The sequence below is a fragment of the Kribbella italica genome (assembly GCF_014205135.1).
Classification (GTDB): Bacteria; Actinomycetota; Actinomycetes; order Propionibacteriales; family Kribbellaceae; genus Kribbella; species Kribbella italica.
Genome location: NZ_JACHMY010000001.1, coordinates 5932581 through 5953203, shown reverse-complemented (window position 1 = coordinate 5953203; position 20623 = coordinate 5932581). Strand labels below are relative to the sequence as shown.

General features: G+C 70.3%; 18 protein-coding genes. 13 read left to right on the top strand and 5 right to left on the bottom strand.

Annotated elements, in window-relative coordinates:
- Positions 1–8 precede the first annotated feature (8 nt).
- The 5 genes from HDA39_RS43855 to HDA39_RS27705 are packed head-to-tail and all read left to right on the top strand — an operon-like array spanning position 9 to position 6924.
- Entirely contained in the window at positions 9–1637 is a 1629-nt protein-coding gene (locus HDA39_RS43855) for a nitroreductase family protein (protein WP_184800023.1), read from the top strand.
- Positions 1634–4414: a lantibiotic dehydratase gene (locus HDA39_RS27720; protein WP_184800021.1), complete on the top strand. Its 2781-nt coding sequence runs from the start codon at positions 1634–1636 to the stop codon at positions 4412–4414. Before HDA39_RS43855 ends, HDA39_RS27720 begins: the two co-directional genes overlap by 4 nt.
- A complete protein-coding gene (locus HDA39_RS27715; protein WP_184800013.1) occupies positions 4404–5417 on the top strand; it encodes a thiopeptide-type bacteriocin biosynthesis protein in 1014 nt (337 codons plus the stop codon). The genes HDA39_RS27720 and HDA39_RS27715 overlap by 11 nt, the downstream gene beginning before the upstream one ends.
- Positions 5414–6655: a M50 family metallopeptidase gene (locus tag HDA39_RS27710; RefSeq protein WP_184800011.1), complete on the top strand. Its 1242-nt coding sequence runs from the start codon at positions 5414–5416 to the stop codon at positions 6653–6655. Before HDA39_RS27715 ends, HDA39_RS27710 begins: the two co-directional genes overlap by 4 nt.
- Positions 6655–6924: a hypothetical protein gene (locus HDA39_RS27705; protein ID WP_184800009.1), complete on the top strand. Its 270-nt coding sequence runs from the start codon at positions 6655–6657 to the stop codon at positions 6922–6924. Before HDA39_RS27710 ends, HDA39_RS27705 begins: the two co-directional genes overlap by 1 nt.
- Here HDA39_RS27705 and HDA39_RS27700 read toward each other — a convergent pair.
- Positions 6921–8102, bottom strand: a complete 1182-nt coding sequence (locus tag HDA39_RS27700) for a glycine C-acetyltransferase (RefSeq protein ID WP_184800007.1) — start codon at positions 8100–8102, stop codon at positions 6921–6923. The genes HDA39_RS27705 and HDA39_RS27700 overlap by 4 nt on opposite strands.
- Complete coding sequence (gene tdh, locus HDA39_RS27695; RefSeq protein WP_184806596.1) at positions 8102–9151, bottom strand: L-threonine 3-dehydrogenase; 1050 nt, start codon at positions 9149–9151, stop codon at positions 8102–8104. The genes HDA39_RS27700 and tdh overlap by 1 nt, the downstream gene beginning before the upstream one ends.
- 106 nt (positions 9152–9257) lie before the next feature.
- Between tdh and HDA39_RS27690 the strand changes: the two genes are divergently transcribed.
- The 5 genes from HDA39_RS27690 (at position 9258) to HDA39_RS27670 (ending at position 14953) form a co-directional block, all read left to right on the top strand.
- A complete protein-coding gene (locus tag HDA39_RS27690; RefSeq protein WP_184800004.1) occupies positions 9258–9887 on the top strand; it encodes a class E sortase in 630 nt (209 codons plus the stop codon).
- A 16-nt stretch (positions 9888–9903) separates the two neighbouring features.
- Positions 9904–10449, top strand: a complete 546-nt coding sequence (pyrE, locus tag HDA39_RS27685) for an orotate phosphoribosyltransferase (protein ID WP_184800002.1) — start codon at positions 9904–9906, stop codon at positions 10447–10449.
- Between the two features lie 81 nt (positions 10450–10530).
- Positions 10531–11325: a LemA family protein gene (locus tag HDA39_RS27680; protein WP_184800000.1), complete on the top strand. Its 795-nt coding sequence runs from the start codon at positions 10531–10533 to the stop codon at positions 11323–11325.
- A gap of 221 nt (positions 11326–11546) precedes the next feature.
- Complete coding sequence (locus HDA39_RS27675; protein WP_184799997.1) at positions 11547–14537, top strand: BTAD domain-containing putative transcriptional regulator; 2991 nt, start codon at positions 11547–11549, stop codon at positions 14535–14537.
- 38 nt (positions 14538–14575) lie between these two features.
- A complete protein-coding gene (locus HDA39_RS27670) occupies positions 14576–14953 on the top strand; it encodes a hypothetical protein (protein ID WP_184799995.1) in 378 nt (125 codons plus the stop codon).
- A 23-nt stretch (positions 14954–14976) separates the two neighbouring features.
- On the opposite strand, the gene HDA39_RS27665 is transcribed toward HDA39_RS27670, so the two are convergent.
- Positions 14977–15696, bottom strand: coding sequence for a DedA family protein (locus HDA39_RS27665; RefSeq protein WP_337925914.1), 720 nt, complete (start codon positions 15694–15696; stop codon positions 14977–14979).
- Positions 15697–15720: 24 nt separating this feature from the next.
- Between HDA39_RS27665 and HDA39_RS27660 the strand changes: the two genes are divergently transcribed.
- From HDA39_RS27660 to HDA39_RS27650, 3 genes are all read left to right on the top strand, one after another.
- A complete protein-coding gene (locus HDA39_RS27660) occupies positions 15721–16389 on the top strand; it encodes a TrmH family RNA methyltransferase (RefSeq protein WP_184799993.1) in 669 nt (222 codons plus the stop codon).
- Between the two features lie 180 nt (positions 16390–16569).
- Positions 16570–16827 carry a hypothetical protein gene (locus HDA39_RS27655; protein ID WP_184799991.1) on the top strand — a complete coding sequence of 86 codons (258 nt, stop codon included), beginning with the start codon at positions 16570–16572 and terminating at the stop codon, positions 16825–16827.
- Between the two features lie 35 nt (positions 16828–16862).
- Positions 16863–18032, top strand: a complete 1170-nt coding sequence (locus HDA39_RS27650) for an alpha-amylase family protein (RefSeq protein WP_202893137.1) — start codon at positions 16863–16865, stop codon at positions 18030–18032.
- Here the strand turns inward: HDA39_RS27650 and HDA39_RS27645 are convergent.
- Both HDA39_RS27645 and HDA39_RS27640 read right to left on the bottom strand, forming a co-directional pair.
- Positions 18021–19760 (bottom strand): FAD-dependent monooxygenase, encoded by a 1740-nt coding sequence (locus tag HDA39_RS27645; protein ID WP_184799987.1) that lies wholly within the window; start codon positions 19758–19760, stop codon positions 18021–18023. The genes HDA39_RS27650 and HDA39_RS27645 overlap by 12 nt on opposite strands.
- Positions 19757–20614 carry an intradiol ring-cleavage dioxygenase gene (locus tag HDA39_RS27640; RefSeq protein WP_184799985.1) on the bottom strand — a complete coding sequence of 286 codons (858 nt, stop codon included), beginning with the start codon at positions 20612–20614 and terminating at the stop codon, positions 19757–19759. Before HDA39_RS27640 ends, HDA39_RS27645 begins: the two co-directional genes overlap by 4 nt.
- Positions 20615–20623: the final 9 nt, after the last annotated feature.

Here is a 20623-nt window from a genome sequence, read left to right as displayed (position 1 = left end):
TGAGTGCTGTGAACGCATCGAGACCGCCCGGGTCGGCGATCGCGCTGGAGTACGCCGAACGGATGTTCCGTCGCCAGCAGGTGATCCTGCCGCCGATGGGGTTCCGGGTCGACTGGGACGACCAGCCGGCGCGCCACAAGCTGTACCTGGACGTGCCGAAGGTGCCGCTGCCGGCGCCCTTCGACGGTCTGCCGCCGGTCAGTGTCGCGGCTGCCGCTGCGGCAGCCGCCGGACCGGTCGCGGCCGGGATGCCCTCGACCGAGCAGCTGGCGTCCGTACTGGGCTGCTACGGCCTGATCGGTCGCCGCACTCAGCCGAACTGGAACGAGGACAGCAGCTCGAAGCTGGGCTCGGACCGGCCGGTCTGGGCGCGGCCTACGGCGTCCGGCGGGGGCATGTACCCGGCCGAGAGCTACCTGGTCGCCGGACCGTCCGCGCCGCTGCGGCCTGGTGTCTACCACTACGACACCGCCGCGCACAGCCTCGACCGCCTGTCCGGTGCGGACCACTGCGCCGATCTGGCCGAGGCAACGGGAACCGCTGCCGGGCTGTACCTCGTGGCCACGTTGCGGTTCTGGAAGAACGCCTTCAAGTACAACTCGTTCAGCTACCACGTCGTGACACAGGACGTCGGCGCGTTGCTCGCCTCGTGGCGACTGGTCCTCGGCGCGTTCGGCGCCGTACCGCAGCCGGTGCTCTGGTTCGACGAAGGACCGGTCTGTACGGCGCTCGGCGTGGACGGCCGGACCGAGGCACCGTTCGTCGTCGTACCGCTGGGTCCGACCGGGCCGGCCGGTGATCGTGCGGCCGAGCGGCTCGCCGTACCGGGGCTTCCGCGGGAACGGCACCGGGTGTGGGAGCGGTCGCGGCAGATCCGGGACTTCCCGATGGTCGAGCAGGTCCACGCCGCCGCGATGGTCGGTACCGCGCCGCGACCGGCAGCGGGCCCCGATGACGTCGTCGGCTCCGGTCCGGAGACCGGCACCGAACTGCAGTTGCCTGCAGCAACTACTCCCGGGACCGATCTGGCGACCAGCCTGCGCACCCGCCGCTCCAGTTTCGGCCTGTTCTCGGCCCGCCCGGCCCTCGCCGCCGAGGACCTCGGACAAGTGCTCGCGACCGTGGCCGAGGTGTCCCGCAGCGGAACCGACACCGCACCGGCACCGCGATCCGGCAGCTGGATCAGGTCGTGGGTCCTGCCCAACGCCGTCGAGGGCCTGGAGAAGCGCGGCTACGTGTACGACGACAGCCGGCACCGCCTGGTCGGTGTGCAGCCGATCGACTTCGCCGAGCTGCAGCGGCACTACGCGCTGGCCAACTACAACCTGCAGGAGGTCGCCGCCGTGCTGGTCCTCACCGGACGGCTGGAGTCGCTGGTGGAGACCTACGGCGCCCGCGGCTACCGGATGCTCAGCATCGAGGTCGGGCAGGCCGCCCAGAGCGCCTACCTGGCCGCGACGGCCCAGGGGATCGGCGTCGGCGCCGTACTGGGGATCGACAACCCGGCAGTGGACGACATGCTCGGCCTGACCGGGACGGGGGAGTCCAGCATGCTCTTCATCTTGCTGGGCCACGAGAGACGAGTAGTGGCCGGCTACGAGCATCTGGTGCATGGTCCGGAAGGAGCCGGCCGATGACCGACCTGCATGAGGTGACCGAGACCCGGCAGCCCGACGGCGGCCCCGGGGACTGGCGGCTCGGCCCGACCTGGTTGCTCCGGGTCGCCGGCCAGCCCGCTGCCCGGGCGGCGGCGTTGCGGACTCCGGCGGCGGTTGCGTGGACCGAGGACGTGTTCGCGGCGGAGGCCGAGCGGGACCGGGTCGGTGAGATCTTCCGGCTCGCGCTGGAGACGGCGATCTCCGGCCTCGGCCCGGAGGACTCCGGCCGGATCACGCTGATCAACCTGCGCCGGGACGTGTTCAACGCGCGGCGGCCGCGTCCGGTGATCCGCGAGCGGGCGCAGGCCGCCCTGCCCGAGGTCAGCTGGGTGTGGGCCGAGCGGTGGATCGCCGCCGTGGAGCGGCTGGCCGAGCTGCGTGCAGCCGGGCCGGGCATCCTGACCGACGAGGTGGCGAAGGTCCGGGCCGAGGCCCGCCTGCTGCTCGACGACGGCAAGCTGCGCAGCGCCGTACTGCTGCAGTCGGAGGTCCTCGAGAAGAACATGGACCGGTACCTCGATCCGACGCGCAAGCTCGACAAGAGCGGCCGGCAGGTCGAGCGCACCCTACTGGAGCTGCTCTACCGGGCCGCACTGAAGACGAGCCCGTTCAGCACGCTCACGTCGGTCGGCCTCGGTGAGTTCCGGACCGACTCGGTACGGCGGCGGCCGGAGCCCGCGTCACTGCGGCAGCAGTCGACCGTACGGCTCAACATCGCCGTACTGGCCCGCCTGTCGGCCGTGATCCTGGCCGACCCGGTCCTGCGGTCCGGACTGCGCGTCACGCTGGCACCGGGGGCGAGCACCGACGGCGAGACCATGCGGTACGTCCGGCGCCGGACCGCGCTGGGCAACGACCCGGACGCCGTCGTCGCGATCGACAGCGTGCACGAGGACCTGTTCTTCCTGCCCAGCGGTCCGGTGCTGGCGGAGGTCGCCGAGCTGACCCGGGACGTCTCACTGCCGCTGCACGAGCTCGCGGCGCAGCTGACGGCGGCCGCGGACCGCGGCCGGGCCGAGGTCGACCAGCTGCTCGGGCACCTGCTGCGGCTGGGCTTCCTTCTCGCTCCGGACCTGCAGATCGACCTGCGGGCGGCCGAGCCGACGGTCCGGTTCGTCGCGGCCCTGCGGACGCAGGACAACAAGGTGCTGAAGGCAACGGCCGAGCTGCTCGCCGAGACGCTCTCACTGGTCGGCAGCTACCGCGAGACCTCGCCGCGCGGGCGGGCCGCCGTACTGGCGCAGATCAAGCAGCGGGTCAGTGCCGCCTTCGAGACGGTCGGTGGTCCGCTGGAGGCCGTCCCCCGGACGGTGCTCTACGAGGACACCACGGTCACCGGGGCCGGCCTGGACATCGACGCCTCCCGGTGGGACCAGGAGGTGCTGCCCGTGCTGGCGGACCTGGCCGACGTACTGCCGGCGTTCGACCTCAACCTCCCGCGCCGGCTCACCGCGAAGGGCTTCTTCGTCGCCCGGTACGGCGCGGGCGGGACCTGCGAGGACGTGGTCCGGTTCTGCCACGAGTTCCAGCGCGACTTCTTCGACCCGTACAGCCAGCGGGCGATGCGCCGGCGGCAGTTCGACGACGACAACGCCTTCGTGCCGCAGGAGAACTGGTTCAAGCTGGCCGACATCGAGGCGGTGGACCGGGCTCGCGAGCTGGCGTCGACGTACCTGCGTGACCGCAAGGCGGCGTACGGGCCGGACGCGGAGGAGATCCAGCTCGGCAGCGGGTTCGTCGAGCAGGTCCGCTCGGCACTGCCGCCGGGGCGTCAGCTGGCCCAGCCCTGGTCGTTCTTCGTCCAGGTCGCCGACGAGGGCGGTGACGGCGCCGGGCGGCTGGTGCTCAACCAGGCGTACGCCGGGCTGACGCTGATGTTCTCCCGGTTCGCCCACAGCCTGGAGGACGGCGGAGTGCCGGCCCAGCGCCTGATCCGGGACACCGTCCGCGGCTACGCACCGGACGGCGCCGTACTGGCCGAACTGCGCGGCGGCTACGAGACGACCAACCTCAACGTCCACCCGGTGGTGACCGACTACGAGATCGTCTGCCCCGGCGACGCTCCCACGCGGCCGGCCGAGGAGCAGATCGCACTGGCCGACCTGTACCTGCTGCACGACCCGGAGGCCGACCGGGTGCGGCTGATGTCGGCCCGGCTCGGCCGCGAGGTGATCCCGGTCTACCTGGGCTTCCTGATGCCGATGGCGCTGCCGGAGATCCAGCAGGTGCTGCTGTGCTTCTCGCCGTCCGGGATGGCCCAGATCGACCTGTGGGCAGGGACCGGCGACCCGGTGCCGGCCGAGGGCATCACGTCGTACCCGCGGCTGATGCTCGGCGAGTTGGTGCTGCAGCGGCGGATGTGGAAGCTGTCCACCGACGTCTTCCCGTTCCGGGACACCCGGCACAGCGACGCCGAGCACCTGCTCCGCGTGCAGCGCTGGCGCCGCGAGCACGGGCTGCCCCGCCGCCTGTTCGCGCAGACCGACAGCGGGGCCGCACGGTCACCAGGTGACGACGCGGACCACGCCGGCCCCGACCGCAAGACCGGGCGCAAGCCGCTGCCGGTCGACTTCGACAGCTGGTTGTCGCTGGTCCTGCTGGAGCAGCTGGCGCTGGGGGCGACGAACCGGATCGTGCTGACCGAGGCGAACCCCGACGTCGACCAGCTGTGGCTTCGGGACGAGGAGGGCAGCCCGCACGTCAGCGAGCTGCTGCTGGAGCTCTACGACACCGGGAGGGATTCCGATGACCGATGACTGGGTCGCCCTGCACGTCTTCTACGCCAGTGACGCCAACCCGATCCTGGTCGAGGCGGTCCGGCCGCTGGTCGCCGAGCTGCGCCAGGACGGGCTGATCGACGGCTGGTTCTTCATCAAGTACTGGATGGAGGGCCCGCACGTCCGGGTCCGGCTGCACCCGGCCGACCCGGCCCGGCGCGACGAGGTGGAGGCCAGAGCCACCACCGCGATCGAGGCCTTCCTGAAGCGCCGGCCCGCCCTGTACGACACCGACGTCGCCGGGTTGGGCGAGCTGTACCGCAAGATGTACGTCGCCGAGTACGGCGAGGAGCGCTACGTCGAGGAGTACGGCGACGGCGAGATGCCGTTCCGGCCGAACAACAGCGTGATCGCGTTCGACTACGAGCGCGAGTACGACCGGTACGGCGGACCCGTCGGCATGGAGCTGGCCGAGTGGCACTTCGAGCACTCCAGCGACCTGGTGGTCAAGCTGCTCGCCACCTCCAACACCCACGTCCGGCCGGTGCTGCTCGGCCTGGCGACCCAGCTGTCGCTGCTGACGGCGTACACCTTCCTGGGCGACGACCAGGCGGTCCGCCGGTTCTTCGAGCGCTACCGCGGGTTCTGGGAGACGTCGTACCAGGAGCCGTCCGACGACTACCACAGCTCCTTCGACAAGAGCTACGAGCTCACCAAGTCCACGCTGCTGGAGCGGATCGACCGGATCCGCTCGATCACCGGGCAGACCGGCGAGCAGGCGCTGTCCGGGATCGAGCTGACCTGGCTGAGCCACTGCCGGGAGCTGCGCGACCGGGTCCGCGCGGCGGCCGGCCGTGGTGAGCTGCGGTTCACCGACGGGCGGACCGTGGACGACCCGGAGGCACTGGCCGCGGTCCTGCTCAGCTCCTACATCCACATGACCAACAACCGGTTCGGCGTGGCGATCCTCGACGAGATCTACCTGTCCTACCTGATCGAGAAGGCGCTCGACCCGGCCGCCCGGCTGGCCGAACCGGCATGAGCGCGCCGGTGGCCGACGACTGGCTGACCGTGGCCCGTCCGGTGCTGCGCGGCACGGTCGAGGTCGGGCCCGGTCTGCTCAAGGGCACCCAGGTGGTGCACATCGTCGGCGACCGGGAGACCAGCGCGTTCCTGCGGGTCGGGCCGCGCGAGGCCTTCCTGATGCGGCAGCTCGACGGCCGGCGGACTCTGGCCGAGATCGGACTCCTGTACGCCGAACAGTTCGGCAAACGGCTCGCCGCGGCGCACTGGCAGCAGCTGCTCACCATGCTCGCCGGCCACGCGCTGATCGAGCCGGCCGAGCAGGGCCGGCTGTCGGAGATCAGGACCAAGGCCGAGGAGACCCGGCGGGCCAACGGGCGATCGCCGCTGCTGTGGCGTCGCCCGATACCAGGGGCCGCGGAGCTCGCCGTACGGCTGGCCGGTCGGCTGGGCTGGATGCTGCGGCCGCTGGTCGCCGTACCGCTGGCTGGGCTCGGTCTGGCGGTCGCGGCGTACGTACTGGTCGAGTGGGCGCAGCTGTGGTCGGCCATGACGGGCAACCCGTCGCGCTGGACGGCCACGGTCGTGGGGCTGCTGGTGGCCTGGCTGGTGATCGCCGCGCACGAGCTGTTCCACGGCATCGCCTGCGTCCGGTACGGCGGCCGCCCGACCGAGATCGGGGTGATGTGGCGGTTCCCGATGATCGCGCCGTACTGCAAGGTCGACGACGTGGTGACCTTCGACCGGCCGGCCCACCGGGTGGTCACGGCGTTCGCCGGGATCTACGTCAACCTGGTCGCGCTGCTGCCGTTCGCGGCGCTGTGGTGGTGGGGACCGCAGTCGGGCTGGTGGCACGGGCTCGCCGCCGTCCTGCTGCTGTTCGGGGTCGTGTCGGCGCTGGTCAACCTGGTGCCGGTGCTCAAGCTCGACGGCTACCACATGCTCGAGCACGCCACCTCGACGACGAACCTGCAGACGGAGTCCTTCAAGTACGTCGGTGCGGTACTCCGCCGCGGCCGGTCCGCGGCCGGCGAGTACCCGGCGCGTGGGCGGGTCGTCTACCCCCTGTACGCCGCGGTGTCGGTCGCGATCCTGCTGCCGCTCGTGGTCGTCGTACTGCGGACCTGGTACCTGACGCTGAGCGACCTGTGGGGTCCCGCGGCGGCGGTCGCCGTGCTGGTTGGGGAAGCGCTGGTCGCCGGTCTGGTCCTACGCTGGGCGGTACGGCGGCGACGCACAGCGACGGAGGCGACCTGATGGACGTTCTGCAGGCGATCCTGGGGATCCTCTTCGTGCTCGGCCTGAGCAGCGGCGGCTGGATCGTCTGGGGCATCGTCCAGAGCCGCAAGCAGGCCCGCGAGCTGGAGGCGCTGCGGGAACGCGAGCTGACCAAGCGCGAGCAGCTCCGGATCGAGGCGGAGGAACGGATCCAGGAGCGGGCCGACCGGATCTACCTGGACGCCGTCCAGCGGCACACCGGCGAGCTCCCGCCCTCGGCCGAGGACGGGAACCCGCCAAGGCCCTAGGCCAGCGCGGCCCGGGCCTCGACGAAGGCGGCGACGGCGTTCTCGACGTCCTCGGTGGAGTGGGCGGCCGACAGCTGGGTGCGGATGCGGGCCTTGCCGTGCGGGACGACCGGGTACGAGAAGCCGATCACGTAGATACCGAGCTCGAGCAGCTTGTCGGCCAGGCGGCCGGCCTCGGCGGCGTTGCCGATCATGACCGGCGAGATCGGGTGGTCACCGGGCAGCACGTCGAAGCCCGCCGCGGTCATCTTGGACCGGAACAGCGCGGTGTTGGCGGCGAGCTTGTCGCGCAGGTCGCTGGAGCCGCCGATCAGTTCGAGCGCCTTCAGCGAGGCGGCCGTCACCGACGGGGCCAGCGAGTTCGAGAACAGGTACGGGCGGGAGCGCTGGCGGAGCAGCTCGACGATCTCGGCGCGGCCGGAGACGTAACCGCCGGAGGCGCCGCCGAGGGCCTTGCCGAGCGTGCCGGTGACGACGTCGACACGGTCCTTCACGCCGAACAGCGACGGCGTACCGGCGCCGTCCGCGCCGACGAAGCCGACCGCGTGCGAGTCGTCGACCATCACCAGCGCGTCGTACCGCTCGGCCAGGTCGCAGATCTCGTCCAGTGGGGCGACGTACCCGTCCATCGAGAACACGCCGTCGGTCGCGATCAGCCGGTACCGCGCGTCGGCGGCGTCCTTCAGCTGCGCCTCCAGGTCGCCCATGTCGCGGTTCTTGTAGCGGTAGCGCTTGGCCTTCGAGAGCCGGATCCCGTCGATGATGCTGGCGTGGTTGAGCTCGTCGGAGATGACCGCGTCCTCGGCGCCGAGCAGCGTCTCGAACAGCCCGCCGTTGGCGTCGAAGCAGGAGCTGTAGAGGATCGTGTCGTCGGTACCGAGAAAGTTGCTCAGGGCACCTTCCAGGTCCTTGTGGATCTCCTGGGTGCCGCAGATGAAACGCACCGAGGCCATCCCGAAGCCCCACCGGTCCAGCGCGTCACGCGCCGCGGCGACGACCTCGGGGTGGTCGGCCAGGCCGAGGTAGTTGTTGGCGCAGAAGTTCAGCACTTCCTTGCCGGAAGCAACGGAGATGGCGGCGTTCTGCGGCGAGCTGATCACCCGCTCCGCCTTGTAGAGCCCGGCGTCCCGGATCTCGCCGATGGTGGTCGTCAGGTCGTCGCGCATCCGGCCGAACATCAGTGCTTCTCCTCGTACGTCGGGGTGGTCCAGTCCATGATCACCTTGCCGCACTGACCGTGCCGCGCGGTGTCGAAGGCGAGCTCGAAGTCGGCGTACCCGAACCGGTGGGTGATCACCGGGCCGAGGTCCAGGCCGCGTTCGAGCATCACCGACATCGAGTACCAGGTCTCGAACATCTCCCGGCCGTAGATGCCCTTGATGGTCAGCATGTTGAGCACGACCGTGCCCCAGTCGATCGCGATCTCGTCCGACGGCAGCCCGAGCATCGCGATCTTGCCGCCGTGATTCATGTTCGCCAGCATGTCGCGCAGCGCGACCGGCTGCCCGGACATCTCCATCCCGACGTCGAAGCCCTCGCGCATCCCCAGCTCGCGCTGCGCGTCGGCGATGCTCTCCTCGCCGACGTTGACCGCCCGGGTCACCCCGAGCTTGCGGGCCAGGTCGAGCCGGTAGTCGGACAGGTCGGTGATCACCACGTTCCGGGCGCCGGCGTGCAGCGCGACGGCCGCGGCCATGATCCCGATCGGCCCGGCGCCGGTGATCAGCACGTCCTCGCCGACCACGGGGAACGACAGAGCCGTGTGGACGGCGTTGCCGAACGGGTCGAAGATCGCGGCCACGTCCAGGTCGACCGGGTCACGGTGCACCCACACGTTCAGGGCCGGCAGCGCGACGTACTCGGCGAACGCACCGGGGACATGGACGCCGAGGCCGCGGGTCTTGATGCACAGGTGCCGGCGGCCGGCCCGGCAGTTGCGGCAGCGGCCGCAGACCAGGTGGCCCTCGCCGCTGACCACGTCACCGACCGCGACGTCGCGGACGCCGGCGCCGATCTCGACCACCTCTCCGCAGAACTCGTGCCCGGTGACCATCGGGACCGGCACGTTCTTCCGCGCCCAGGCGTCCCAGTTCTGGATGTGCAGGTCGGTGCCGCACAGTCCGGTCCGCAAGACCTTGATCAGGACCTCGTCGGCCTCGATCGTGGGCTCCGGAACGTCCTGCAGCCAGAGCCCCGGCTCGTTCTTCGCCTTCACCAGCGCCTTCACGCCATCCTCCTCGGTGATCGCCGTCCACATCGTCGTCCTCGGCAACGGTGCGCGTCCATCGACACGTCGTACACAGGCTTTGCAGTCGATCTGCATACTTGTCGTCATGGGTCGGGGGCTGGTCAGAGGGCTGGGCGTGCTGCTGTTGCTGGCCGGGGTCGGGCTGCTCGGCTGGGTCGGCTGGCAGTACGTCGGCACCGGGATCACCTCGAACCGCACGATGGACCAGCTCGAGCAGGACCTGCGCGACCGGTGGCAGGCGCCGCCGGCTCCGGCCGAGAAGCCGGAAACCGGTACGGCGATCACGCTGCTGCGGATCCCGAAGTTCGGGCCGGACTGGGAGAAGCCGGTGGTCGAGGGCGTCGGCAAGGACGAGCTGTCCCGCGGGATCGGGCACTACCCGCAGACCGCGCTGCCCGGCGAGCCGGGCAACTTCGCGATCGCCGGGCACCGGGTCACCCACGGTTCGCCGTTCCGCAAGCTGCTGGAGCTGACCAAGGGCGACCAGGTGATCGTCGAGACCGCGGACGCCGTCTACACCTACGAGCTGGACGGCTCCCCGAAGGACCTGACCGTGAAACCGGCCGACACCTGGGTCCTCGACCCGGTCCCCGGCAAGCCCGGCGCATCGCCCACCAAGCCGATGCTCACCCTCACCACCTGCCAGGACCTCTTCCACTCCCCGGACCGTTCGGTCGCCTTCGCGCACTTGGTGAAAACAGAGCGCAAGTCCTGATTTAGGCTGTGGCCTCATGAGCTCAGATCGCGATGCCCTGCTGGACCAGGTGAAGACCAAGGCCGTCGTGCACGGGAAGGTGACGCTGGCGTCGGGCAAGGAAGCCGACTACTACGTCGACCTGCGCCGGGTCACCCTGGACGCCGAGGCGGCGCCGCTGATCGGGCCGCAACTGCTCGAGCTGACCGCCGACCTGGAGTACGACGCGGTTGGCGGGCTGACGCTGGGCGCCGACCCGGTCGCGCTGGCGATGCTGCACGCGGCCGCGGCGAAGGGGCGCAAGCTCGACGCGTTCGTCGTCCGGAAGGCGGAGAAGGCGCACGGTCTGCAGCGCCGGGTCGAGGGGCCCGAGGTGAAGGGCCGCCGGGTGCTGGCGGTCGAGGACACGTCGACGACCGGCGGCTCGGTGCTGACCGCGGTCGAGGCGCTGCGCGAGGCCGGTGCCGAGGTGGTCGCGGTCGTCGTGATCGTGGACCGCGCGACCGGAGCGCAGCAGAAGGTCGAGGCCGAGGGCCTGGAGTACCGCTGGCTGTTCGGTCTGGACGACCTCGGCCTGAGCTGACGGACACCGGCTGCGAGGTCGCCGGTCCGGACCCGGGCCAGGGTTAGAGTCCGGGGGTACCTCTACCTCGGGAGCAGGGATATGACCGCAGTCATCATCATCGTCGTGGCGCTCGTCGTGATCCTGGCGATCGCGCTGATCGTCTCGTACAACCGCTTCGTCAAGCAGCGGAACCTGATCCAGGAGTCCTGGCGGCAGATCGACGTCGAGCTGCACCGGCGCTACGACCTGATCCCGAACCTGGTCGAGACCGTGCGGGCGTACGCCGCGCACGAGCGGCACGTGTTCGAGGAGGTCGCGCGGCTGCGGACCCAGGCGGTCGGCGCCGAGGGTGCCACGCCGGAGCAGCGGGCCGCGGCCGAGGGCCAGCTGTCCGGTGCGCTGCGGCAGATGATGATCTCGGTCGAGGCCTACCCGCAGCTGCAGTCGAACCAGAACTTCCTCGGCCTGCAGCGCGAGCTGACCGACACCGAGGACCGGATCGCGGCCGGCCGCCGGTTCTACAACGCCAACGTCGGGGACTACAACACCCGGATCGAGGCGTTCCCGTCGAACCTGATCGCGGGCAGCTTCAAGTTCGAGAAGGCCGGCTACTTCGAGGTCAAGGACGAGAGCGTCCGGTCGGTGCCGCAGGTGTCGTTCGGCACGATCGGCTCGGTCGCCGGCGAGCAGGCGCCGCCGCAGATGCCGCAGGGCCAGCAGAACTCGGGCCAGATCCACCCGCAGATGCCGGGTGACCAGCAGGGCGGCTACCAGCAGCTCCCGCCCCAGAACCAGACCCAGGGGCAGCAGTACCCGAGCCAGCCGCCGGCCGGTGGCCCGCCCGCCGGAGCCCCCGGTCCGCAGGACGGCCAGCCGCCCTTCACCGGGTCCTGAGGGAACAGAACCGGGTCCTAGACAAAAATTCAGGCCCGGGGGCGACGGCGTCTAGTCCGTCATCCCCGGGCCTGCCCTCCCCCCGGTACCTGCTTCCAGACTGCCCGGCACGCATACATCCGGCGTACATCGGTGCGTACATCGATCCGGACCGAGGCTTCCCGGACCGAGGCCGGGATGCCACGATGGGGCGCGAGCGGAACAGTTGAGAGGGCAGCCAAGTGGACAGTCTGAGGTACGAGATCCTCGGACCCCTGCGTGTCGTGCAGCTCTCCAACCAGCAGTTACGCGCCAGTAAGCCCCGCCAGCTGCTCGCCACGCTCCTGCTCCACCCGAATCGTTTCGTCTCCACCGACCTGATCGCCGACGCGCTCTGGGAGACCTCCCCGCCACGCTCCGCGACCGCCAACATCCGCACGTACGTGCGCGCACTCAGAGGCGCTCTCCAGGACGCCGGCCTGCCCGCGCCGATCGACACCTCGGCCGCCGGCTACAGCATCGAGGTCGGCGTCGACGAGCTGGACTCCAGCATGTTCGAGTCGCTGTTGGCCGAGGGCGGCCACCTGCGCGACGCCGGTGACACCCGCCAAGCGCTGCAGGTGCTGTCCCGCGCCTACGACCTCTGGCGCGGCCACCCACTGGCCGACCTGGGCATCTCCTCCGCCTGGGAGGGCTCGATCGCCCGTCTGGAAGCGCAGCACCGCGGTCTGGTCGACAGCCTGCTCGACCTGCGTCTCGAGTACGGCGACCCGGGCGGCGCCGCCGTACTGCTCAGCGACCGACTCACCGAGGACCCGTACGACGAACAGCTCTGGCGTCGGCTCATCGACACCCTGGTGGCGGCCGGCCGGACCAGCGAGGCGCGAGCGGCGTACTCGAAGGCGGTCCGCACGCTGGCAGACGAGCTGGGCGTCGAGCCGGGCCAGGAACTCGAGGCGGCCGGTGGTCGCGCCCAGAACGGCCACACCGCGAACTGGCCCGACCCAGGCATCCCAGCAGTCCGTACGCCGAAGCCGGCGTCCACCGAGCCGCCCGGTCCGATGTCGGCGCCGGCTCTGACCGACCCGCAACGGCCGCCGTCCCAGCTGCCACTGGACCTCGCCGACTTCAGCGGCCGCGCCGAGTACCTGGACCAGCTGCGCGACCTGGTCTGCGGACGCGATCCGGTCCGGCCGCCGATCGCGGTGATCTCCGGAGCGCCCGGCACCGGCAAGAGCTCGCTGGCGGTGCGCCTGGGCCATCTGGTCAGGGATTCCTTCCCGGACGGGCAGATCTACCTGGACATGCGCGGCGCCACCGACCCCCGCGATCCGGCCGGTGCGCTGACCGACCTGCTGCTCAGCCTGAACCTGCCGGACTTCGCCGTACCGGCCGACCCGGACCGGCGGTCCGCGATGCTGCGCTCCGAGCTGGCCAGCCGCCGGGTGCTGATCATCCTGGACGACGTGGCCTCGGCCAGCCAGGTCGCTCCGCTGATGCCTGGCACCGGGGCGTCCGCTGTCGTCGTGACCAGCCGGAACCGGCTGATGGACCTGGCTGGTGCCGACCCGATGCCGCTGGATACCTTCGACGACCGGGAGGCCACCGAGCTGCTCCTGCGCGTCGCGGGTGCCGGACGGATCGACCGAGGCTCACCGGCGGCCGAGGAGATCCTGCTGGCCTGCGGGAATCTGCCGCTGGCGATCCGGATCGTGGCGAGCCGTCTGGCCCAGCGGCCCGACCTGAGTGCGAGCGAGCTGGCCCGGCGCCTTCGCGACGAGACGCACCGGTTGGACGAGCTGACCATCGGCGAGCTGGCCGTCCGGACGAGTGCGGACCTCAGCTACGACTCGCTCAGCGCGGAGGAGGCCCGGCTCTACCGGCTGATCGGCCACTTCGCGGTGGGGGAGTTCTCTGCCCGGGTGCTGGAGCCGGTGGCCAGTCCGGCCGTCGTACGGCGGAGTCTGGACCGGCTGATCGAGGTCAACCTGGTGCAGATCAGTTCCATCGACCCCACTGGCAAGGCGCGCTACCGGGTGCACGACCTGCTGCGGTTGCACGCGATCGGGGTCGGCGACGAGACCCAGAAGGCCGACGCGCTGAAGGACCTGGCCACACTGCTCGATGCCCTGCTGGCCAAGGTACGACGGGCTGCGGCGGCTCTGCCGTTCGGCTACTTCGGCAACCTCGACTACGAGGGTCCGTTGCTGTCACCGGACCCGCAGCCGTTCACCGACACGGATGCGATCGCCTGGTTCGACAGTGAGCGCAGCAGCTTCGTACCGGCCATCCGGGCCGCCGCCCAGAACGGCCTGCACGAGCACGCCTGGCGGCTGGCCGCCGCCTGGGGTCCGTACCTCGACATGCGCGCGGGCTTCGACGACTGGAACGAGTCGCACCAGCCCGGTCTCGCCAGCGCGATCGCCTGCGGCGACCGCCGGGGTGCCGCGATCCTGCACCGCAACCTCGGCCAGCTAGCGCTATACCAGGACGACTGGGAGCCGGCCTGGCACCACCTGACCACCTCGGCCGAGTTGTTCGCCGAGGTCGGGGACCGGTTCGGTGACGGCATCGCTGCCGTCGGCGTCGGGACGTGGCTGCGCGAGCGCGGCCGGCCGGACGAGGGGCTGACCCACTACGAGAACGCCGTCCGGGCGTTCGTCGAGGTCGGCGACGCCAACGGCGAGGCGGTGGCCCGCAGCGCGGCCGCGTCGATCTGGCTGGCCCGCGACGACACGGTGACCGCCGGGCGCTACCTGGCCGAGGCGTTCCTGCTCGGCGTACGCCGTGGCGACCGGCACCGGGAGGCCAAGGTCCGACGGCGGATCGCCACCCTGCGGTCTCACCAGGGCCGGCCGGAGCAGGCGGTCCGCCAGCTGCAGGCGTCGCTGGCGATCTTCACCAAGATCGGTGACGACCACTGCGCGGCGTACGCGCGGGCCGATCTCGGGAAGGCGCTGGTCGCGGTCGGTGAGGACGCGGCGGCCCGCAAGATGCTGCTCGACGCGATCGAGATCGGCCACCGGCTCGGCGACCGTAGCGTCGAGGGCGAGGCGGCGTACCAGCTCGGCCGGTTGCACGCGACCACCGGCAACAGCGACTTCGCCCGGCGATACCTGAACCGCGCGGTGCGTGCCTGGCAGCAGATCGGCAACGACGCCCGGGTGGCCGAGGCCCAGCAGGTAGTCAAGAATTTGAATGTACGAATGCTGTATGCGGGTGCTGAAGGCTGAACCTCGCCATGGGGGAGGGGAAGCTGATGGAGCGGCAGATGGCAGAACGGGTCGCGAACCCGAGGGACACCGAGTCCGCACTGGACTGGCAACTGGAGCGCGTCGGCTCCACCGCCTGGCAGGAGTGGACCCTGAAGTTCCAGCGCATGGCCTTCGGCTACGCCAACGACAGCGGTTGGCACGACTCCGCCGACGCGTTGCAGTGGCTCGATCACCACGCCCTCCTCCGCGAGGGCGCGGCGCCACGGGGGGCGCTGGTCTGGTACCAGGCGGTGGACCGAATCCGAGTGGCCTGCTCACTCGGCTCCGGCCAGGTGATCGGGCCACTACCGTACGGCGAGGTCGCCGTAGCCGCCCTGATCAGCCTGAGCACGGACTACGTCTGGTCCGACCCGCACTTCCCCTTCGCCCATTGAGCACAGTGCCCCGCTAGGGGAAGTCACTCGTTGTTGATCTTCTCCATCACCGCGGTGCGCTCGGCTTCGGTGTCGTAGCGGTCGTCGTGGCCGGCGCCGTTGTCGTGGGCCTTCGCGCGGCGTTTGGCCAGGACGTACTCGACGACCATCGGGATGATCGAGATGAGGACCAGCAGGATCAGGGCCGACTCGAGGTTCTCGTGGATGAACTTGATCCGGCCGAGTGCGTGGCCGAGCAGGGTGACGCCGGTGCCCCACAGGACGGCGCCGATGCCGGTCCAGAAGAAGAACTTGCGGGGATCCATCCGGCCGGCGCCGGCGGTGACGGTGATGAAGGTGCGCACGATCGGCACGAACCGGGCCAGCACCAGTGCGCGCGGGCCGTACTTGTCGAAGAACGCGTGGGTGTCCTCGATGTACTTGGGCTTGAGGAACTTCGCGTTCGGGTTCTTGAACAGCGTCGTCCCGAGCGCCCGGCCGATGTAGTAGCCGGACACGTTGCCCAGGAAGGCGGCGATGGTGAGCACCACGCAGGCCAGCCAGAGCGGGACGTCGATCGTGCCGAGGGCGACGAACAGGCCGACCGCGAACAGCAGCGAGTCACCGGGCAGGATCGGGAACAGCAGTCCGCACTCGATGAAGATCACCGCGGCGGTGCCCCACAGAGCCCAGTCGCCCAGCCAGTTCAGCAGGAACTCCGGGTCCATCCAGTTCGGCATCAGCATCGCCATCTGTATCAGCACGCCGACAGGGTAGCGTCCCCACCTGTGCATTCAGCGAATCGTGACAGTGCTGCTGACCTGGTCGGAGCCGATCAGGTCGGTACGGCGGAGGTCGGGGTCGGCCCCTGGCCGGGCGACGTACCGGCTGATCCGAGGCTCGATCCGGAGCTGCTCGCCGAGGGCGACCGCCGCAACGTGGTGGACAAGTACCGGTACTGGCGGCTGGAGGCGATCGTCGAGGACCTGGACGCCCGGCGGCACCCGTTCCACGTCGCGATCGAGAACTGGCAGCACGACCTGAACATCGGCTCGGTCGTCCGGACCGCGAACGCGTTCCTGGCCCGCGAGGTGCACATCGTCGGCCACCGGAAGTGGAACCGCCGCGGCGCGATGGTGACGGACCGCTACCAGCATGTCCGTCACCACCCCCAGTTGGCCGACCTCGCGGCGTACGCCGAGGAGCAGGGCGTCCCGGTGATCGGCATCGACAACCTGCCCGGGTCGCTGCCGCTGGAGACCTACCAGCTCCCCGAGGCCTGCATTCTGCTGTTCGGCCAGGAGGGCCCCGGCCTGACCGAGGCCGCCCACGAGATCTGCACCGACGTCCTGAACATCGCCCAGTACGGCTCGACGCGCTCGATCAACGCCAGCGCGGCGGCGGCGATCGCCATGCACGCCTGGATCCGCCGCCACACCTTCCAGCAGGAGCCGTGAGGGCTCCCGTGCCGCGGGCGATCCTGAAACCCGAGACACAGCTGTGTTTTCTGTGATGCGCCCGTAACTCTCCGGCCTGCTGCGCCGTTGTGAGATGCGGAAGTCAGTCCCAACTCGGGAGGGGACGGCTCGCCGCTGTGGCGTGCCGTACCGGGTGAGCGACGACGTGGGGGAGACACGGTGAGTTCTGGCCTGTATGCGCATCGACCGGAAGAGCTGCAGGAGATCGCGGTGGTGCCGCCGGCGGCGGTGCGGGAGACGGCACAGATCTGGCGGGAGCTGATCCACGAGCTGGCGACCGTGCGCGCGCTGACGGCGGCCGCGCTCGACGCCTCCGACGAGGCGTCCCGGCGCGCGATGCTGATGCTGATCGAGGCCGAGACCGACGAGGCGGCAGCGCTGGCGCGGCACCTGCAGGCCAACGATCAGGTGGCCTGATCGCAGCCGCCATGTCGGCGGAGTACGGTCGTCGGATGTGGACCGACCATGCGATCTGGTGGCACGTGTATCCGCTCGGCTTCACCGGCGCCGAGCGGGCTCTGGCTGACCTGACCGACGAACCGCACCACCGGTTCGGCCGGCTGGAGGACTGGCTCGACCACGCGATCGAGCTGGGCTGCTCCGGCCTGCTGCTCGGCCCGGTGTTCGCGTCCGAGACGCACGGCTACGACACGATCGACCACTTCCGGATCGACCCGCGGCTCGGCACCGACGAGGACTTCGACCAGCTCGTCGCTGCGGCGCACGCGCGGGGTCTACGGGTGGCGCTGGACGGTGTCTTCAACCACGTCGCGCGGTCGTTCGCCGGTCCGCACGAGTGGTTCCGCCGGACCGACGAGGGGCTCGCGTCCTTCGAGGGGCACGAGCATTTGGTTGCCCTCGACCACGATCTGCCCGCCGTCCGCCAGTACGTCGTCGACGTGATGACGCACTGGATGGCGCGCGGCGTCGACGCCTGGCGGCTGGACGCGGCGTACGCCGTACCGGCCTCGTTCTGGCGGGACGTGCTGGCCGAGGTCCGCGCGCGGTACCCGGAGGCGTGGTTCTTCGGTGAGCTGATCCACGGCGACTACGCGGCGTACGCGCAGGAGAGCACGCTCGACTCGATCACGCAGTACGAACTGTGGAAGGCGATCTGGAGCTCGCTGAACGACGGCAACTTCTACGAGCTCGCCCACGCCGTGGAGCGCCACGACCAGTTGCTGGACACGTTCGTCCCGCAGACCTTCGTCGGCAACCACGACGTCACCCGGATCGCCAGCCAGCTCAGCGACGAGCGCCACGTCGGGCACGCCGTCGCGATCCTCTTCACGATCGCGGGCGTTCCAAGCGTGTACGCCGGGGACGAGTTCGGCTGGCAGGGCGTCAAGGAAGATCGCGAAGGCGGCGACGACGCGATCCGTCAGCAGTTCCCGGACAAGCCCGGCAAGCCCGATCCGCTCTACCAGGAACTGATCGGCGTACGGCGGCGCAACCCCTGGCTGGTCAGGGCGCGGACGACCGTCGAGCACCTCAGCAACGAAGCCGTCGCACTCAAGTCATCAGCCGAAGGCCAGAGCCTCACCCTGCTGCTCAACGTGAGCGACGAGCCCTACCACTTCCCCTTGGAAGTGCCACCGCACAGCTGGAAACTAACGACCTAGGATCGCGCCGAACGCCTGCCGCAGCGTCTCGGTCGGGTCCTCCGGCAGCTCACTGGACCGGAAGGCGATGTGCGCGTCCGGCCGAACAACCAGGCACCCGTTGTCCGGGATCTCCCGCAGCCGCGCCCAGTCGCCGTACAGATCCTCGAGCTCCCGTCCAGGCCCGACCACCGCGGCCTCGATCGGCAGACCGAGCGATTCCGAGACCGCCTGCGCGGCCTTCACCCACGACTCACCGCCGATCCCGGTCAGCACCGTGAAGCGCCCCTTGCCGACCACGTCGAGCGTCGAGACCGTCTCGGAGCCGCGAGTCAGCCAGCAGTGCGGGATCCGCGCGCCCGGCCAGGTGGTCGGGTGGTAGTACAGCTCGGCATCCCGCTCGTACGCCGGTTCGGCCGTCCCGTCCGGCACGACGGCCGACGACGCGTAGCGCTGGCCGAGCTCGACCCCGTGCGCGTTGAACTCGTAGTCCTTCAGCTCGATCGCCTCCCGCAGTTCGTTGCGCTGGGCAACGCCCTCGGGAGTGTCGTCCTTGCGGGACTCGATCGTCCGCCCGGCTGGCGCGTCCGGTGTCATCCCGAGCGCGCGGAAGATCTGCCCGAACTGCGTGCGGCTCTTGTTCGCCCGCTCGACGATCTGCCGCGCGATCGGCACCCGCTCCTCGTCGTACGACGCCAGCAGCGACGGCGCCGCCTGGCCCTTCAGCACCAGCGACAGCTTCCAGGCCAGGTTGTACGCGTCCTGGATCGACGTGTTCGAACCCAGCCCGTTGCTCGGCGGGTGCCGGTGGATCGCGTCGCCCATGCAGAACACCCGGCCGACCGACGCCTGCTCGGCGTACATGTGGTTGACGCTCCAGACCGACGTGCCCTTGAGCTTCACGTCGATCGTGTCGTCACCCACCAGGTTGTGCACGATCTCGGTCGCCATCGCCTCGTCGACCACCGGCGGCGGCTGGTTGATGTCGTAGCCCCAGACGATCAGCCACTCGTTCCACGGGCGGACCATCCGGATCAGCCCGGCGCCGATGCCGCCGATCTGCGCACCCGGCTGCAGCACCCAGTACAGGACGCTCGGCCGGTGCGCGACGTACTTCGACAGGTCGGCCTCGAAGACGATGTTCATCGAGCCCTCGACGTCCATCTGACCGGCCATCGGCAGCCCGATGTCCTGCGCGACCTTGCTCCGGCCGCCGTCCGCGCCGATCAGGTACTTGGCCCGGATGTCGTACTCCGACCCGCTGAGCCGGTCCCGCACGTGCGCGGTGACGCCGTCCGCGTCCTGCTCCAGCGACAGGTACTCCGTGTCGAACCGGACGCGTGCGCCGCGGCTGGCCGCCGTACTGACCAGGATCGGCTCGAACAACGTCTGCGGGAGATCGCACGGCAGCGTCGGCGACGCCTCGGTGTAGTCGGCCAGGCGGCGCGGGTGCGTTCCCCAGGTGCGGATCCGGCCGATCTCCTCGCCGGCGAGGCTGGTGCAGAAGGCGGTCTGGCCCATCAGCGCATGCTCGGTGCCTTTGTCGGTGATCTGGTCCTCGATGCCCATGTCCCGCATCAACTCGACCGTGCGCTGGTTGGTGATGTGCGCCCGCGGGGTGTTCGCGGTCCAGCGGTAGCGGGTCAGGACGACGTTGTCGACGCCGTACGACGACAGGAACAGCGACGCGGCACCACCGGCCGGGCCGGTGCCGACGATCAGGACGTCGGTCTCGAAGGAATCGGTCACAGCGTCTCCTCGGTGGTGGCCAGAACGAGGTCGTAGTGCACCGCGGCCCAGGCCTGATAGACCACGCGGCCGTCCGGCGCCGTCCCGGCCGGGTGCTCGGTGAACTCGGCGATCAGCGAGTCCTTCACGCCGAACACGGCGTCGTCGACGAGGTGCTCGTCACCGGCCGCGAACACGTGCGTGATCAGGCGCGCGAAGCCGGGCGCGGTGACCATGAAGTGGATGTGCGCCGGCCGCATCGGACCACGGCCGCCCGCGCGGAGCAGCTCGCCGACCGGGCCGTCGTCCGGGATCGGGTAGGCGACCGGGCGGACCGACCAGAACGAGAAGTTGCCCTCGGCATCGGTCGTGAAGTGGCCGCGGTTCTGGGGCGAGTCGAGGTCCTTCTGGACGTCGTAGAAGCCGTCCTCGTCGGCCTGCCAGGTCTCCAGCAGCGCGCCGCCGATCGGCTGACCCTTGGTGTCCAGGACGCGGCCGCTCACCAGGCACGGCGTACCGGGGGCGCCGTTGGCGATGTCGTCGCCGAGCGCGTACGCCGGGGAGCCCTCGACGAAGAACGGGCCGAAGACGGTCGCCGCGGTCGCCTCGGCCGGGAGCTTCGCATCCAGGCCGACCGTCAGCATCGACAGCCCGAGGACGTCGGCCAGCAGCACGAACTCCTGCCGGGTCGCGGTCGAGATCTGCCCGGTCCGGGTCAGGAAGTCGATCCCGCGGAAGTACTCCTCCTCGGTCAGGTCGACCTCGCGCGCGAACGCGTGCAGGTGCCGGACCAGCGCACCCATCACGTCCTTGGTCCGCGCGTCCGGACTGCCGTCGAAACTCGCCACCACCTCGTCGGTCAGGTTGTCGCTCATGCCTTCGCT